Origin of the sequence: Nocardioides cremeus (genome assembly GCF_030518195.1) — a bacterium.
Classification (GTDB): Bacteria; Actinomycetota; Actinomycetes; order Propionibacteriales; family Nocardioidaceae; genus Nocardioides; species Nocardioides cremeus.
Genome location: NZ_JAULSC010000003.1, coordinates 213,826 through 230,133 on the forward strand (window position 1 = coordinate 213,826; position 16,308 = coordinate 230,133).

The following is a 16,308-nucleotide window of genomic DNA, read 5'->3' on the forward strand; positions in this document are numbered from 1 at the left end:
CTCACCCCAGCGCGCGCACGGTCTCGAGGGTGTCGGCCTCGGCAGCGGTCTTGTCGTCGCGGTAGCGCACCACCCGGGCGAAGCGCAGCGCCACCCCGCCCGGGTAGCGCGTCGAGCGCTGGAGCCCGTCGATCGCGATCTCGACGACCTGCTCGGGCCGCACGAGCACGACATGGCCCTCGCGGTGCGTCTCCAGCGCCAGGAACCTCTCGGTCTGCCAGTCGAGCATCTCGTCGGTGAGCCCCTTGAAGGTCTTGCCCAGCATCACGAAGCCGCCGTCGGGGTCGCGGGCGCCCAGGTGGAGGTTGGAGAGCTTGCCGCGGCGCCGCCCCGAGCCCCACTCGACACCCAGCACGACCAGGTCGAGGGTGTGCACCGGCTTGACCTTGACCCAGCCCGACCCGCGGCGTCCGGCGGCGTACGGCGCGTCGAGGCTCTTGACCACGACGCCCTCGTGGCCGGTCTCGAGGGCGCGGGCCAGGAACGCCTGGGCCTCGTCGGGGTCGCCGGTGCGCAGGCCGCTGACCCGGTGCTGCTCGGGCACCAGTGCGTGCAGGGCGTCGAGGCGCTCGTGGCCGGGCCGGTCGAGGAGGTCGGTGCCGTCGACGTGCAGCACGTCGAAGAAGAACGGGGTGACGTGCACGCCCGCCGACTGCGCCGTGCGCGACGACGTCTCCTGGAAGGGGCGCGGCCGCCCGTCGTCGTCGAGCGCCAGCGCCTCGCCGTCGAGCACGAACCGCTGCGCCGGCAGCGCCCGCGCGACCTCGACGACCTCGGGCAGCCGGGCGGTGATGTCCTCGAGGCTGCGGGTGGCCACGCGCACCTCGTCGCCGTCGCGGTGCACCTGCACGCGGATGCCGTCGAGCTTGGTGTCGACCACGACCTCGGCTCCCGGCTGAGCCGCCTTGCCGAGCGCCTTGGTCATCGCCGCCGCCACGTCGGTGGCCGAGCCGGCCAGCATCGGGAGCACCGGCCGCATCACCTCGAGCCCGATCGCGTGCAGCGCCTCCTCGCCCTCGGTCAGCGCCGCCACCACGACCGCCACCGTCGAGCCCGACAGCATCGCCGCGCGGCGTACGACGGCGAGCGGCACGTCGGCGGCCCGCGCGACCCCCTCCTGCACCAGCGCGTCGAGCGCGCCCTGGCGCAGCTCGCCGGTGACCACGCCGCGCAGCCAGACCTGCTCGTCGGCGGTGGCACGACCGAAGAGCTCCTCGACCGCGCGGGACCGGGCGCTGACCGAGCCCGGCCCCGCCAAGGCGGCGACCTCCTCGAAGCGCTCGTGCACCTCGAGCACCTCGAGCGTGGGGGAGTCCGCGGGCTCGGGCAGGTCGCGCAACGACCGCCACCCCAACCCCGTACGCCGCTGCCGCAGCGTGCCGCCCAGGTAGGCCGCGACCGTCTCGGCCTCGGCGGGGCCGGTGCGGCCCAGGAGGTCGGCCAGCGCGGCCACCTTGTCCTTGCGCGAGCGGGTGGCGGCGACCGCCTGGGAGGTGGTCACGACGTCGGCGAGCAGCACCGTCTCATTCAACCCTCACCGGGCAACCGTGGCTCTCACCCCGGCAGCGCGGTGAAGTCCGGCTCGCGGCCCTCGGCGAAGGCGGCCAGCGCCTCGAGGTTGGCCGGGCCGCCCATCAGCTCGGCGAAGGCGGCGTTCTCGCGCTCGCGGGCCGCGTCGATGCCGGCGCGCAGGGGAGCGGTCATCGCCTGCTTGACCGCCACCAGCGAGGTGACCGGGCGCCGGGCCAGGACCTCCGCGTGGCGGCGGGCCTCGGTGAGCAGGTCGTCGGGCTCGCAGACCCGCCACACCAGGCCGGCGGCCAGCGCCTCGTCGGCGCTGACCCACTCCGACGACAGCAGCATCCACGCGGCGGCCTGGTGGCCGACGAGCCGGGGGAACAGGTAGGACGACGCCGCCTCGGGTGCGACGCCGAGCGAGGTGAAGGGGCACTTCAGCCGTGCGGTGCTGGACATGAAGGCCAGGTCGGCGAAGCCGAGGACGGTCGCGCCGATGCCCAGCCCGACCCCGTTGACGGCGACCACGAGCGGCTTGGGGAACGCGACCAGCGCGTCGAGCAGCCCGGGGAACCCGTGCCGGCCGCGCTGGAAGTCGGGGTCGGTGGACATCCGGTGCATCTCGACGAGGTCGGTGCCGGCGCTGAAGGCCCGGCCGGCGCCGGTGAGCAGCACGACCGCCACGTCCGGGTCGTCGGCCGCCGCCAGCAGCGCGTCGGCCGTGGCGTCGTAGAGCTCCTCGTCGAAGGCGTTGAGCGCGTCGGGGCGGTCGAGGGTCAGCGTGCGCACGCGCTGCTCGTCGTGGATCTGCAGGGGCATGGCCGCAGACTACGCGAAACTAGAACACGTTCCATCACGTACGGTCGGTGCCGTGACCGCCGAGCCCCGCCGCCGCACCTGGCGCCCGGACTGGCCCTGCCAGGTCGCCTCCGTGGCCGGCCAGCAGCGTCGCGGGCGCGGCGACCCGACGTACCGCGCCGACGACGCCGGACGGATCTGGCGCGGCGTGCGCACCCCGCTCGGCCCGGCGACGCTGTCGCTGGAGTCGCGCCCGGCCGACGGCGAGGTGCACGCCCGGGCGTGGGGCGACGGAGCGGAGTGGATGCTCGACGCGGTGCCCGCCCTGCTCGGTGCCGACGACGACTGGAGCGCCTTCGAGCCGCGCCACCCCGTGCTCGTCGAGGCCCGGCGACGCCACCCGCACGCGCGCCTGGGGCGCACCGGGCTGGTGATGGAGTCGCTGGTGCCCTCGATCATTGAGCAGAAGGTGACCGGCCAGGAGGCCTTCGCCGGCTTCCGGATGCTGGTGCACCGCTACGGCGAGCGCGCTCCCGGGCCCGGCCCCGACCTGCGGCTGTGGGTGCAGCCCACGCCCGAGCAGCTGCGCACCGTGCCCTCGTGGGAATGGCTGAAGATGCACGTCGACCACGCCCGCTCCCGCGCGATCGTCACCGCCGCCCGGGTGGCGGAGTCGCTGGAGCGCACCTCGACCCTGCCGGGCGAGGAGGCCGAGAAGCGCATCAGCAGCCTGCCCGGCATCGGGGTGTGGACCTGCGCCGAGGTGCGCCAGCGCGCCTTCGGCGACCCCGACGCGGTCTCCTTCGGCGACTACCACGTCGCCAAGGACGTGGGCTGGGCGCTGACCGGCACGCCCTTCACCGACGAGGAGATGGCCGACTACCTCGAGCCGTGGCGCCCGCAGCGGGGCCGGGTGCCGACCCTGCTGGGCCTGGCCGGTCTGCACCGCCCGCGGCACGGCGCGCGGATGGCCCCCCGCACCCACATCCCCGCCCGCGTCACGCGCCACTGACGCTGACCCGGCGCCAATCTCGCGCCGACCCGGCGCAAACCGGCCGCACCATGGTTACTGTGACACTGTGACGCAGACAACCTCGATGGTGCCGCTCGACCCTGCGCAGGCGGTCGCGCTCCTGGAGCGCCTGCCCGACCACGCACTGCCCGACAGGCTCGCCGCCCTGCGGGGCGTCGTCCGCTTCGACCTCACCCACGGCGGCAACGACGTCACCCGCATCGTCGCGGTCCTCGCGGACGGTGCGGCCGAGGTGAGGGCCGACACCGGTGAGTCGGTCGACGTGGTGCTGCGGATGCCCGCGGACCACCTGCCCGAGCTGGTGGGCGGCGGGGCCAACGCCGGCCTCGACCTGTTGGCGGGGCGTCTGGTGGTCGAGGGCGACGCCGGGCTGGCGCTGGCCCTCGGCGGCGTGTTCGTCGTCCCGGGCACGGAGGCCGACCCCGTCGCCGTCGACCCGCGGGCGCTCGACCCGGTGGCCGTGGCCCGCACCCTCGTCGGCGTCCCGACCGCCCACCTGCGCTCGGTGATGGCGGGCGGCTTCCGCCACATCGTCCTCGAGGAGGTGTTCACCCGCCTCCCGGCCTTCCTCGACGCCGGCAGGGCCGCGCGCTGCGACCTGACGGTCGGCTTCCGGCTCACCGGTCGCGACGACGGCGAGTGCGAGCGGTACGTCGTGCGCGTCGTCGACGGCCGGTGCCGCACGGCCGGTCCGGGCCTGGGCGACACCGAGGTGCCCGAGCGTCGCGACGCGACCATCACGTGCACGGGCCACGACTTCCTGCGCCTGGCGACCGGTCACCTCGCGCCGGTCACCGGGGTCCTCAAGGGCCAGCTCAAGGTCAAGGGCGACAAGGCCAAGGCACTGCAGCTGCTCGCGGTGCTCGACATCCCCAGCGCCTGAGGCCGCTAGAGCAGGGGACGCAGGGGAGCGAGCACGAACTCGGTGAACTTGCGGTGCAGGTCGCGCGCCTCCCACTCACCGATCGTCAGCTCGAGGCAGTTGGACTCGTCGACGGCGAAGATCTCCTCCATCACCTCGGCGAGCCCCTGGTCGATGGCCTCGACGTTGATCTCGTAGTTGCCGCTGAGGCTGAGCCGGTCGATGTTGGCGGTGCCCACGGTGGTCCAGGTGCCGTCGACGGTCGCGGTCTTGGCGTGCACCATCGCGTCGCGGTAGCGGAAGATCCGCACGCCCGCCTCGAGCAGGTGCGAGAAGTAGCCGCGCGAGATCCAGTCGGCCACGATGTGGTTCGACTTCAGCGGCACGAGCAGGCGTACGTCGACACCGCGGCGCGCGGCGTCCTTGAGGGCGTCGACGAAGTCGGGGTCGGGCAGGAAGTAGGCGGTGGTCAGCCAGATGTTGCGGCTGGCGCGGTTGATCGCCTCGAGGTACATGGAGCGGATCGGGAACATCCACAGCCGCGGCACGTTGCGCTGGAACCGGATCCGCGACTCCCACACCGAGGAGGTCTCGAGCAGCAGCGGACGCGCGCTGTGGCCCAGCCGGCGACGCCGGTTGAGGTTCCAGAAGTCGGCGAAGGCGCGCTGCAGGTCCCACACGCCCGGCCCGGTGATCCGCACGTGGGTGTCGCGCCACTCGGTCTCGTAGGCGTCACCGATGTTGAAGCCGCCCACGAAGCCGACCTCACCGTCGACGACCAGGATCTTGCGGTGGTCGCGGCCGTAGCGGCGCACGTCGAAGAAGCGCAGGCCGGCGGCGTACACGGGGTAGCGCAGCACCTTCATCGAGCGCGGGAAGTGCTTGAAGACGGGGGAGACGACCAGGTTGGCGAAGCCGTCGTAGATGCAGTAGACGTCGACCCCGCGTGCGGCCGCGTCGGCCAGCGCCTGCTTGAACCGCTCGCCGGTCGCGTCGCCCTTCCAGATGTAGGTCTCGAAGAAGACCTGGCGCTGCGCCGACTCGATGGCCGCGATCATGTCGGCGTAGAGGTCGCTGCCGTAGGTGTAGGTCGTCATCGTGCCCTCGCCGATCTCCACCGTGCGCGGCGCCGTGGTGGGGAAGGGCTTGGGCTTCTTGCCGCGCCGGCGGTAGGAGTCGACCAGGGACATCCCGATCGCCAGGGCCAGCTGCACGCCCACGATCGTGAGCAGCGTGCGCCGCACGACCCGCAGCACCCGTCCGGCCATGGGTTCGCTGCGGTGGGTCACGCGGACACGGTAGTACCAGGGTGCAGGTGTGCGGTGCGGGCCCGTCAGCGCCGTACGTCGTCGCCGCGGACCAGGGTGCGCTCGGGGCAGTCGAGGATCACCTGGCTGTGCACGACCAGCGGCACCTCGAGGTCGACCAGCACCGAGGTCTCCCGGCCCAGGACGGTGCCGCTGACCCGCACCTGGTCGTAGGAGTTGTTGGCGCGCTCGTGGTAGTAGCGGCAGTTGGCGTACTCGAAGACCAGGCCCGCCTCGCCGTCGCCGTACGGCGTGAGCGTCACCGGCTCAGCGAGCTCGTCCACCGGCTCCAGCAGCGGGAAGTCGGGCTCGACGAGCTCGACGTCGGTGACCCGCCAGGGGACGGCCGAGGCGTTGCTGAGCGGCACCGTGAGCTCGACGCGCTCGCCGTAGCGGTAGTGCAGCGCGTAGGTGCCGGCGTCGCCGTACCCGTCCACGAACAGTCCGGCGTCGGGCGCCAGCGCCACCGCCGGGGCGTGCAGGGTGACCAGGTGCGGGGCGAGCGCCCAGGCGGCACCCAGCGTCGCCGTGACGCCGAGCGCGGTCTGCAGGCTCACTGGTCGGCCCTGGCGCGCTGGCGACGAGCGCCCGCGACCCGGATGCCCAGCGCGCCCACGAGGGTCACGGCCAGCAGGGTCGCCGGGGTCCCGGGGCCGTCCCCGGGCCGCTCGGCGGCCCGTGCGCCCTCGGAGCCGGGCTTCTCGGGGGTGTCCAGCCAGTCGCAGCCCGCCGGGTCGGGCTCGGAGCGACGGTCGTAGGTCGCGCAGGGGATCAGCTGGGTCGTCTTGACCAGGTTGCCGATCGGCCACTCCGAGGGGTTGCCGCAGTCGGGCAGGTCGATGGCGTAGTTGTGGGTGACCTCCTTGCCCGGCGCGGTCAGGTTGTCCTGCCAGCAGTTCCCGTCGCCGGCCTCGTCCCAGTAGAAGTCGATGCCGTTGGGCAGGACCTCGCCCTTCGGCGAGTAGCCGAGCTCGTTCTTGGTGAAGGCGTTGAAGTTCGAGTTGTCCTGCTGGTGCAGCGGGTTGTAGTCGCCGCGCAGCAGCGCCGGCGGCACCCAGAAGAGCATGAAGCCCTGCCGCCAGTTGTCCCAGACCTGGTTGGAGTCGATGAAGTTGTGGTTGCCGATGATCATCCCGCCGGTGCCGACGGGGAAGCCGAAGGCGGGGCAGACCACGCCGCGCTGGTGGCCGACGGCCTTCGCGACCGTCTCCTGGCAGGGGGCGTCGTCGCCCTGGACGTACTTCTCGTAGTAGTTCTCGTTGTTGCTGTAGATCTTGTTGTCCTCGAACCAGCCGTGGTCCTGCGGCATCCCCGGGTGGCCGCCGAGGATCGACTCGACGATGAAGCCGAGGCCGTTGTGGTGGATGCGGTTGTCGTGGATGTAGAGCGAGTTGCCGGCGGTGCCGGACATGCCGAGCGCGTTGTGGTGCAGGTTGCAGTTCTTGACCTCGGTGGCCCAGCGGGTCAGCGCGCCGGTGGTGGTGCTGGTGGAGTTCACGTCGGCGGACGAGCCCGGGTAGACGCCGGAGTCGCCGTTGTGGTGGGCGTTGCAGTTGGAGATGACGCCGTGGTCGGAGGTGAAGGTCAGCACCCCGTAGAGGTCGTTGTGCGAGCCCTCGAAGCGGTCGAGCACGTAGCCGTCGGTCTCGTGGACGTAGAAGGCGTTCTCACGGAAGAGCATGGCGCGCATGTTGGCGAGGTAGAAGCCGTCGGCGCGGTCGGCCTTGATGCCGTTGTGCTTGACCCAGTCGCCGTCCTCGCGGAAGCCGCCGCGCAGCGTGACGTCGCGCGGGCCCGCGCCGGTGCCCAGCATCTGCAGGTCGCACAGCTGGTTGTCGCACTTGATGTCCGGGTCGTCGGGGTCGTCGCCGGCGATGGTGACGAGGTTGACCACCTCGCCGCAGGAGACGATCTTGTCGTACTCGACGACGCCACCGTCGTAGTCGTCCATGCAGGGCCGGTCCCAGCTGGGCTGCTCGCGGTAGACGCCGGGCAGCACGTAGATGTTGGTGCGCTGCTTCTCGACCGCGTCGACGGCCGCCTGCATGTGCCGGTGCTCGCACTGGCGCAGCAGCCGCATGTTGAAGGCGCGCAGCTTCTTGCCGGGCAGCTTCTTGATCCGCTTCCGCGAGTCCGCCTTGCAGACCACGATCACGTCGGCCGCCTGCTTCAGGGACCGCTTCTTCGGGACCACGCCGTCACCGGCTGGGAACTGCGACTCCCGTTCCTCGTGCGCGGCCACGGGGGACGACGTCGAGAACGCGAGCGTGAGGGCGATGACGGCAAGGCAGAGCAGCCGGACGGCGATGCGCACGAGGAACTCCTCGGGGGGAGGGGAGGGAGCGTGCGCCCGAATATATGAGCATTGTTCAGGTTTGGGGAAGGGAAGCGCGAATCGGCTCACAGCCAGGGCGGGCGCATCCGGCGCCGGCGCGCCCGCAGGGCCAGGCCCACGCCGAGCAGCAGCGCGACGGCGCCGAGCACCGAGGCCGCGCCCTCGACCGGCACACCGGTGGTCTCCTCGGCCCGGTCGAGGAACGAGGCCGGCTCGTCGTCGCGCTCCTCGACCTCCTGGCTCTCCTCCGGCTCCGGGGCCGCCTCGTCCTGGGCGACCGGGGTCAGGACGGGGCCCAGGTCGAAGGGGCCGCGCTCGAGGATGCGGCTGGCGGTCGTGGCCAGGGCACGCGACCGGGTCAGGCCCCAGCGCACGACCCGGCCGACCTCGGGCTCGAAGCGGGCGTCCTCGAGCCACACCACCGCGCGCAGCCGCGCTCGGGACCGCACGGCGCCGGCGACCTGCCGGAGCCAGGTGCGCTTGACCTCGTCCTCGCTCACGCCCTTGCCCGCCGGGTTGTAGAGCGCGCCGGTCACCAGCAGCATCGGCTGGTCACGCGAGTCCGCGAAGCGGTCGTAGAAGCTGGTGCGCGAGCCGGGCGCGCCGTAGCCGAAGTCCTCGTCGAGCCGCGCCTGCAGCGCGTCGGAGCCGGGCCGCACGTTGGCGCCGAAGCGCTGGCTGACCCCGTAGCGCAGCATCGTCAGGCCGACCCAGTCGACCGCCTCGTCGCCGGGGTAGTAGGGCCCGTAGGGGTCGTCCCCGGGAGCCAGGTCGCCGCTGCCGTCGGTGTCGAGCCGCTTGCCGTCGCGCGCGTCGGACGCGCTGGTGACGCTGCCCAGGCGCACCCCGTCGATCGAGCCTCCGTAGGGGTAGCCGGCGCCGTACGCCGGGGCCCAGACCGTCCAGGCGGCCTCGGCCTCGGCGTGCACCACCTCGGCAAGCTCGCGGAACGCGGCGACGTACGCCGTCGGCTGCTGGCCCCACGCGGTCCAGGAGCCGTTCATCTCGGGCGCGAAGCGCAGCAGGAACCTGCTGCCGTGCGCCTCGCCCAGCTCGTCGAGCTCCTCGACCAGCGTCTCGGCGTCGTCGGCGTCGAGGCCGTCCAGCGTCGTCGCGGGCTGGAGGTCGACCACGCTCATCGCGCCCTGCTCGGCGGAGGTGCGGGCCAGGCGGCGCAGCGCCCGGCGGGAGCCGTCGGTGAGCGGGTAGGCCACGGGGCGGGCCAGCAGCGAGGCGTCGGTGCCCAGGCGGTCGAGGTAGCGGCGCGGGGAGTCGCGGTCCCAGTCGAGCTCGGCCCCGAACCAGGCGGTGCCCTGCGGGGGCAGGTCGGGCTCCGCCTCGGCGGCGTACGCCGTCGGCACGAGCGCCATGGTGGCGCCCAGGGTCGTGCCCAGGGTGGTGCCCAGCAGGCCGGCGAGCCGCCTCAGAGGGCGCACGTCATGCTCCACAGGTTGCGCCCGTTGTCGTGCTCGTAGCGCAGGTCGTCGAGGACCTGGAGGGCCATCGCCAGGCCGCGGCCCGACTCGGCGTCGTCGCCGGGCATGGCGACGTCGCTCAGGTCGATGGCCGCGGGCTGGCCGTTGTCGCGGCAGGCGACGGTGACGACGGTGTCGTCGCGGCCCACGGCGATCGTCAGGCGGCGGCGCTCGCCGTCGGCGCCACTGGTCTCGTCGGCGGCGAAGGCGTGCTCGACCACGTTGGCCACGATCTCGACCGTGGCGGTCTCCACGCGCATCCGGCACAGGTCGGGGACGTCGGGCTGCTGCTCCCAGAACGCGGCGAGCAGGTCGTGCACCGCGTCGACGCCCTCCAACGTGGTCGGCACCTCGGCCTGCAGGCGGGCCGGCAGGTCGGGCAGGAGGACCTCAGTCATCGAAGGCCGTGTCGACCGCGTCGCGCGGGCGCAGGACCCGGGCGAGGTTGGTGAGCTCGAGGACGCCCATCACGCTCTCGGTGGGTCGCGCGATGCGCAGGTCGCCGCCCTGCTGGCGGGTCTGCTTGACCCCGCCGATGAGGGCGCCCAGGCCCGAGGAGTCGATGAAGTCGGTCTCGGCCAGGTCGACCACGATCCGGTGGGTGCCCTCGGTGACGAGGTCGCCCAGGATCGTCTTGAACTGGCGCGCGGCGACCATGTTCAGGCGGCCGCGGGGAGTCACGACCCCCACCCCGGTGTCCAGCGTGCGGACGTCGAACTCGATCATGAGGCTTCCTCTCGGTTGCGCAGCGCGGCCTGGGCCGTCGCGGGCAGGGACGTGGCGCTGCCGGGCTCGAAGCCCCGGTAGCGCGCGGCTTGGACGATCACGGAGATCAGCGCCAGGTCGAGGCCGACCCAGACGAAGTTGAAGAGCGTGGGCAGCACCTCGGCGTCGCCCACGATCATGCGCACCGTCCCGACGACGACCGCCACCAGCAGGGCGGCGATGGCGAAGAGCTGGGGCTTGATCAGGTGGTACGCCGGCCCCGTCGGCTCCTGCTTCTCCTTCGGCGTCACCGCGAAGTCGAGGCTGCGCCCCATGAACACGTTGCCGAAGGCGGAGGTGAAGGCCCGGATCCAGGTCGGGAACAGCGCCAGCGAGTACTGCATCCCGCGCCAGGTGGGGCGCCCGTCGGAGACGACGATGAAGAGCAGCTGGTTGATGACCAGGAAGGGGATCAGGCGCACGAAGAAGTCGCTGCTCAGGGCCTGGACCGGCAGCACCCCGAAGACCAGGAACAGCACCGGCGCCGCCAGGAAGGCCAGGGCGGCGAAGCCGGAGAGGTAGCTCCACATCGTCGAGAAGTACATGAGCCGCTGCGGCCACGACAGGCGCTTCTGCGACAGCGGGTTCTCGCGGAACATCACCTGCATCGTGCCCTGGGCCCAGCGCAGTCGCTGGGTAAGCATCGTCTTGAGGTCCTCGGGCGCCAGGCCGAAGGCCAGCGGGGTGTCGTGGTAGGCCGACTTCCACCCCAGGCCGTGCATGCGCATGCAGGTGGCCATGTCCTCGGTGACCGAGATGGTCGCCATCGGCATGATGGCCTGCGCCTCGCCGCCACGGTCGACGTCGACGGCGTCGACCAGGGCGGTGACCGAGTCGATGGCGCCCATGGGCGACCACTCGCGCGCGGCCAGGCGGGCGAGCGCCTCCTGGTTGTCGTCGAGCGAGAAGTCCTGGTCGCCTTCGGCGGCCCCGAGCGCGGCGATCTCGGCGAGGTCGGCCTGGAGGCTGCTGAGGTCGGCGTCCACCATCCGGCGGCGCACCGCGTCGACGCTGCGCTGGAAGCGGTAGGTCACGTCGAAGAGCGCCTCGCCGTCGGTGAGCTCCTGACGGGCCCGCTCCACGAGGGCCTCGACCTCGAGCAGGGCCTCGCGGGTGCCGGTCTCCTCGGCAGGCACCTGCTTGCGTGCCTTCTTCAGCACGCCGGTGGCGTAGTACAGGGTCTGCCAGACGCGCAACGAGATCTCGCCGGCGTAGCGGGACACCCCGATCTGCACCAGCGCCTCACGCCGGATGACGGCGTTGGAGCCGCAGAAGAACGCCGAGTTCCATCCGTCCTTGCTCTGCTGGATCGGCCCGTAGAAGAGCGGTGCCTGGCTGCCCAGCGGGTCGTTCTCGGGCACGTTGACGAAGAACTGCGGGGTCTGGACCAGCCCCATCTCCGGGTCGTCGAAGTAGCCGAGCGTGGCATCGAGCATCTCGGGAGTCGGGACCTGGTCGGCGTCGAGGATGAGGATGAACTCACCGTCGGTCTGCACGAGCGCGTTGTTGAGGTTGCCGGCCTTGGCGTGCCGAGGCATCCCGGCCCACTCCTCGGACCGGGAGATCCAGCCGATGCCGTGCTCCTCGGCCGCCGCGCGCATCTCCGGCCGGTTGCCGTCGTCGAGGATCCAGGTCTGGTGCGGGTACCGGATGGCCTTGGCGGCGAGCGCGGTGTTCATCACCAGGTCGACGGGTTCGTTGTACGTCGTGATGAGCACGTCGACGCTCAGCCCGTCGGGCGGCGGGGGAGGCGCCGGACGCTCCTTGAGCCGCCAGATGCCGAAGCCGAAGAGCAGCGAGTCGATCAGCGAGTAGGTCTCGGCGAGGATCAGCGGGAAGGCGATGTACCAGGCGTCGAAGTTGATCGAGAAGAGCCAGCGCCACGTGATGTAGTTGAGCCCGGTCAGCGCCGTCACGACGACGATGACCCGGATCAGCAGCAGTCGGCGACTCATCGGGCACCCTCCGACGCGGGCCGGGTGGCCACGACGACGGTGACGTCGTCGACCGCCGAGGTGGTCTCGCAGCCGCGCACGATCTCCTCTAGCCGCGAGACCGCGTCGCGCCCCAGGACGAGCTCGGCGATGCGGTCGGCGTGGCCCGGTCCCTCGCCGACGAGGTCCAGCACCCCGTCGCTGACCACGACCAGGCGCTCGCCCGGCTCCAACCTGGTCCGGTGCTCGGTCCAGTGGTCCTCGGCCCACAGCCCGATCGGCCCGTCGTTGCTGCGCAGCGGCTCCACGCTGCCGTCGTTGCGGGCCACCAGGGCCAGGCCGCAACCCGCGTCGACGTAGCGCACCTCGCCGTCGTCGAGGTCGATGACCGCCTCGAAGAGCGTCACGAACGACTCGGTGCGCTCCATGTCGTCGGCGAGCGTCCGGGCGGTGCGGGTGACCGTCACCCCGAGGTCGACCCCGGCGGCGGCGGCCTCGGTGCCGCGCAGGGCCGCACGGACCCCGGCGGCGACCAGGGCGGCGGGCGTGCCCTTGCCCATCACGTCGGCCAGCCGCAGCACGGCGCTGCGACCGGTGGCCCGGTAGTCGTAGAAGTCGCCGCCCACGGCCGCGGCCGGCACGCAGGCGCCCTCGATGCGCCAGCCGTCGACCTCCAGGCCGGCCTGCGGCAGCAGCGAGGCCTGGGCCTCCTGGGCCAGACGCATCTCGGTCGAGGAGACCATCTCGGTCTCGGCCAGCCCGGCGAGCTCGGCGAGCAGCTCCTTCTCGTCGTCGCCCAGGCGCCGCGGGGTGCTGTCGAGCAGGCACAGGGTGGCCACGACGGTGCCCATGTGGTCGCGCAGGGGGTGACCTGCGTAGAACCGGATGCCGGCGTCGGTCACGATCGGCCAGCTCGCGAAGCGGGGGTCGAGCGAGGCGTCCTCGACGTACATCGGCTCGCCCTGGCGCTGGGTGAGGTCGCAGAAGACCTCGCTGCGCGGCATCGTGGTGCCGGGGTCGAGGCCGTGGCTGAGGGGGAAGGTCGCGCGGTCGCCGTCGAGCACGGTCACGGTGGTCATCTCGACCCCGAAGACCCGGGCCGCCAGAGCGGTGATGCGGTCCACCCGTGCGTTGCGCTCGGCCTCGAGCAGCCCCAGGCTCGCGGCGGTGCGCGCCCTGCGGGTGCGCGACTGGTCCACCGTCTGTGTCATCGACCCTGCTTCCCATGTTTCGTCGGGCGTGCGACAGCGCACCGGACCCCGGGACGAAATAGTAGGGGCGGGGCCGCGTGACGTGTGAGTGCGCGAGGGAATCCTGGGTCAAGAGTGACCGATCGGTCAGACTTCGCGGCGGTGCGGGCCACCGCCGGGACCGTGCGGGTGTCGGTGGGCCTGTCTAGGCTCGACGCATGCGTCCCGTCACCGACCTCGAGCGCCGCGTCGCCCCCTTCAAGGTGGTCTCCGACTACCAGCCCGGCGGCGACCAGCCCGCAGCGATCGCCGAGATCTCCAAGCGGATCAACGGCGGCGAGCAGGACGTCGTGCTCCTGGGCGCCACCGGCACCGGCAAGACCGCCACCGTCGCGTGGGTCGCCGAGCAGGTGCAGCGCCCGCTGCTGGTGCTGCAGCCCAACAAGACGCTGGCTGCGCAGTTCGCCAACGAGCTGCGCCAGCTCTTCCCCGACAACGCGGTGGAGTACTTCGTCTCCTACTACGACTACTACCAGCCCGAGGCCTACGTCCCCCAGACCGACACCTACATCGAGAAGGACTCCTCGATCAACGAGGAGGTCGAGCGACTGCGGCACTCGGCGACCAACTCGCTGCTGACCCGCCGCGACGTGATCGTGGTCAGCACCGTCTCCTGCATCTACGGCCTGGGCACCCCGCAGGAGTACGTCGACCGGATGTTGCGGCTGCGGGTGGGCGAGGAGCGCGACCGCGACTCGATCCTGCGCCAGCTGGTGGAGATCCAGTACACGCGCAACGACATGTCCTTCACCCGCGGCACCTTCCGGGTGCGCGGCGACACCCTCGAGATCTTCCCGGTCTACGAGGAGCACGCGGTGCGCATCGAGTTCTTCGGTGACGAGATCGAGCGGCTGATGACCCTGCACGCCGTGACCGGCGAGGTGATCACCGAGGACACCGAGCTCTACGTCTTCCCCGCCACCCACTACGTCGCCGGCCCCGAGCGGATGGAGCGCGCCATCCGCGGGATCGAGGCCGAGCTCGAGGAGCAGCTGGCCAGCTTCGAGAAGCAGGGCAAGCTGCTCGAGGCGCAGCGCCTGCGGATGCGCACGACGTACGACATCGAGATGATGCGCCAGGTCGGCTCCTGCTCGGGCATCGAGAACTACTCGATGCACATGGACGGGCGCAGCCGCGGCTCGGCGCCCAACTGCCTGCTCGACTACTTCCCCGAGGACTACATGCTCGTCGTCGACGAGTCCCACGTCGCGGTCCCGCAGATCGGCGGCATGTACGAGGGCGACATGTCGCGCAAGCGCAACCTGGTCGACCACGGCTTCCGGCTGCCCAGCGCCATGGACAACCGGCCGCTGAAGTGGGAGGAGTTCCTCGAGCGGATCGGGCAGACCATCTACCTCTCCGCCACCCCCGGCGACTACGAGCTCGACAAGGTCGGCGGATCGACCCCGCCGCACGTGGTCGAGCAGATCATCCGCCCCACCGGCCTGATCGACCCCGAGGTCGTGGTCAAGCCGACCAAGGGCCAGATCGACGACCTCATCCACGAGATCCGGGAGCGGGCGCAGAAGCAGGAGCGGGTGCTGGTCACCACGTTGACCAAGAAGATGTCGGAGGACCTCACCGACTACCTCCTCGACGCCGGCATCCGCACCCGCTACCTGCACAGCGAGGTCGACACCCTCAAGCGCATCGAGCTGCTGCGCGACCTGCGGCTGGGCCAGTACGACGTGCTGGTCGGCATCAACCTGCTGCGCGAGGGCCTCGACCTGCCGGAGGTCTCCCTGGTCTCGATCCTCGACGCCGACAAGGAGGGGTTCCTGCGCTCCGACAAGTCGCTGATCCAGACGATCGGGCGCGCGGCGCGCAACGTGTCGGGCCAGGTGCACATGTACGCCGACAAGATCACGCCCTCGATGGAGGCCGCGATCGAGGAGACCAACCGGCGCCGCGAGAAGCAGGTGGCCTACAACACCGCCCACGGCGTCGACCCGATGCCGCTGCGCAAGAAGATCGCCGACATCACCGAGATGCTCGCGCGCGAGGACGAGAACACCCAGGCGCTGCTCGAGACCTGGGCCGGCACGGCGGCCAAGGGCCGGGCCGGCGGGGTCAAGGCCAAGCAGCCGGTGCCGGCGCTGGCGGGCAAGGACGCCGGGAAGCACGCCAAGGAGCTGGCGGGCATGCCCAGCGCCGACCTGGCCCAGCTCATCCAGGACCTCACCGACCAGATGCGCGAGGCGGCCGCCGAGCTGCAGTTCGAGCTGGCCGCGCGGCTGCGCGACGAGGTGGAGGAGCTGAAGAAGGAGCTGCGCCAGATGATGGAGGCCACCAAGTAGCCGCAGGTGGCCGGTCTCCGCAGGGCCTGCTCAGTCCTTGTCGGCGGCCTTCATCGCCTGGCGGCTCACGGTCAGCCCGACCAGGCGCGAGATCACCAGGGCGACGTAGAGGACCCCCACCACCATCTCGACCGCGACGAAGGACCTCGCGTGCGAGCCCATCGGCACGACGTCGGAGAGACCCACGCTGGTGAGCACCGAGAACGACAGGTAGAGCAGCTCGAACCACGTCTGGCCGTCGGTGGCGGACCCGCCGGAGAACGAGTCGGGGGACAGGACGGCCACCGCCGCGTAGACGTAGGCGAAGCCCCAGGCCACGACGGTGAACGCGGCGCCGGTGGCGTAGAGCTCGTCCCTGGTGACCTTGTCGTCGTGGAAGAGGTAGCGGACCATCGAGTAGGAGACGTAGAAGTAGAACGGCGCGTGCAGCAACGCCGAGACCAGCACGATCCAGTCGACGCCGGTGGTCAGCGCCTCGAGCACGGTGAAGCACGCGGCGGGCACCCCGACGAGCAGCGCAACCCAGGTCAGGGCCGGAGTGCGTCGCACGGCCGCCAGGGCGGCGCCGACCACGGCGATCTGCGCGACCCCGAGCAGGGCACGTCCTGCGGTGCTGGTGTCGAGGAACGGGTAGGCGATCACCGCGAGCACCTGGGTGGCCAGGAGCACCGCGGAGGGTTGTGGCCCGAGGAATCCGTCGGGTCGGGGATCGCGCGAGAACCGGCTCCTCATGACGG

14 protein-coding genes are annotated in these 16,308 nt (G+C 71.7%); 3 read left to right on the forward strand and 11 right to left on the reverse strand.

Annotation, left to right across the window (positions count from 1 at the left end; genetic code table 11):
• Position 1: 1 nt before the first annotated feature.
• Together QWJ41_RS05325 and QWJ41_RS05330 are read right to left on the reverse strand one after the other, a co-directional pair.
• A complete protein-coding gene (locus QWJ41_RS05325; protein ID WP_302706225.1) occupies positions 2-1,519 on the reverse strand; it encodes an ATP-dependent DNA ligase in 1,518 nt (505 codons plus the stop codon).
• A gap of 35 nt (positions 1,520-1,554) precedes the next feature.
• Positions 1,555-2,334, reverse strand: coding sequence for an enoyl-CoA hydratase/isomerase family protein (locus QWJ41_RS05330; protein ID WP_302706227.1), 780 nt, complete (start codon positions 2,332-2,334; stop codon positions 1,555-1,557).
• A gap of 52 nt (positions 2,335-2,386) precedes the next feature.
• On the opposite strand from QWJ41_RS05330, the gene QWJ41_RS05335 reads away from it, so the two are divergent.
• Complete coding sequence (locus tag QWJ41_RS05335; RefSeq protein ID WP_302706229.1) at positions 2,387-3,325, forward strand: DNA-3-methyladenine glycosylase family protein; 939 nt, start codon at positions 2,387-2,389, stop codon at positions 3,323-3,325.
• A gap of 67 nt (positions 3,326-3,392) precedes the next feature.
• The gene (locus QWJ41_RS05340) at positions 3,393-4,229 is read left to right on the forward strand and encodes an SCP2 sterol-binding domain-containing protein (RefSeq protein WP_302706231.1); all 837 of its coding nucleotides are present in this window, start codon (positions 3,393-3,395) and stop codon (positions 4,227-4,229) included.
• 5 nt (positions 4,230-4,234) lie between these two features.
• Here the strand turns inward: QWJ41_RS05340 and QWJ41_RS05345 are convergent, their stop codons facing one another.
• From QWJ41_RS05345 to QWJ41_RS05380, 8 genes are all read right to left on the reverse strand, one after another.
• Positions 4,235-5,497, reverse strand: coding sequence for a phospholipase D-like domain-containing protein (locus QWJ41_RS05345; protein ID WP_336623277.1), 1,263 nt, complete (start codon positions 5,495-5,497; stop codon positions 4,235-4,237).
• Positions 5,498-5,541: 44 nt separating this feature from the next.
• Positions 5,542-6,072: a hypothetical protein gene (locus QWJ41_RS05350; RefSeq protein WP_302706233.1), complete on the reverse strand. Its 531-nt coding sequence runs from the start codon at positions 6,070-6,072 to the stop codon at positions 5,542-5,544.
• Positions 6,069-7,829: a right-handed parallel beta-helix repeat-containing protein gene (locus QWJ41_RS05355; protein WP_302706235.1), complete on the reverse strand. Its 1,761-nt coding sequence runs from the start codon at positions 7,827-7,829 to the stop codon at positions 6,069-6,071. Before QWJ41_RS05355 ends, QWJ41_RS05350 begins: the two co-directional genes overlap by 4 nt.
• Positions 7,830-7,915: 86 nt before the next feature.
• Positions 7,916-9,286, reverse strand: a complete 1,371-nt coding sequence (locus QWJ41_RS05360; protein WP_302706237.1) for a glycoside hydrolase family 26 protein — start codon at positions 9,284-9,286, stop codon at positions 7,916-7,918.
• Entirely contained in the window at positions 9,274-9,723 is a 450-nt protein-coding gene (locus QWJ41_RS05365) for an ATP-binding protein (RefSeq protein WP_302706238.1), read from the reverse strand. The genes QWJ41_RS05360 and QWJ41_RS05365 overlap by 13 nt, the downstream gene beginning before the upstream one ends.
• Positions 9,716-10,051, reverse strand: a complete 336-nt coding sequence (locus QWJ41_RS05370; RefSeq protein ID WP_302706240.1) for an STAS domain-containing protein — start codon at positions 10,049-10,051, stop codon at positions 9,716-9,718. Before QWJ41_RS05370 ends, QWJ41_RS05365 begins: the two co-directional genes overlap by 8 nt.
• On the reverse strand, positions 10,048-12,045 hold the full coding sequence (locus QWJ41_RS05375; RefSeq protein WP_302706242.1) for a glycosyltransferase family 2 protein: 1,998 nt from the start codon (positions 12,043-12,045) through the stop codon (positions 10,048-10,050). The genes QWJ41_RS05370 and QWJ41_RS05375 overlap by 4 nt, the downstream gene beginning before the upstream one ends.
• On the reverse strand, positions 12,042-13,235 hold the full coding sequence (locus QWJ41_RS05380; RefSeq protein WP_302706244.1) for a PP2C family protein-serine/threonine phosphatase: 1,194 nt from the start codon (positions 13,233-13,235) through the stop codon (positions 12,042-12,044). Before QWJ41_RS05380 ends, QWJ41_RS05375 begins: the two co-directional genes overlap by 4 nt.
• Before the next feature lie 197 nt (positions 13,236-13,432).
• Here QWJ41_RS05380 and uvrB point away from each other — a divergent pair, with 197 nt between their 5' ends.
• The gene (gene uvrB / locus QWJ41_RS05385) at positions 13,433-15,571 is read left to right on the forward strand and encodes an excinuclease ABC subunit UvrB (protein WP_302706245.1); all 2,139 of its coding nucleotides are present in this window, start codon (positions 13,433-13,435) and stop codon (positions 15,569-15,571) included.
• Between the two features lie 30 nt (positions 15,572-15,601).
• On the opposite strand, the gene QWJ41_RS05390 is transcribed toward uvrB, so the two are convergent.
• Positions 15,602-16,303 (reverse strand): ion channel, encoded by a 702-nt coding sequence (locus QWJ41_RS05390; protein WP_302706246.1) that lies wholly within the window; start codon positions 16,301-16,303, stop codon positions 15,602-15,604.
• Positions 16,304-16,308: the final 5 nt, after the last annotated feature.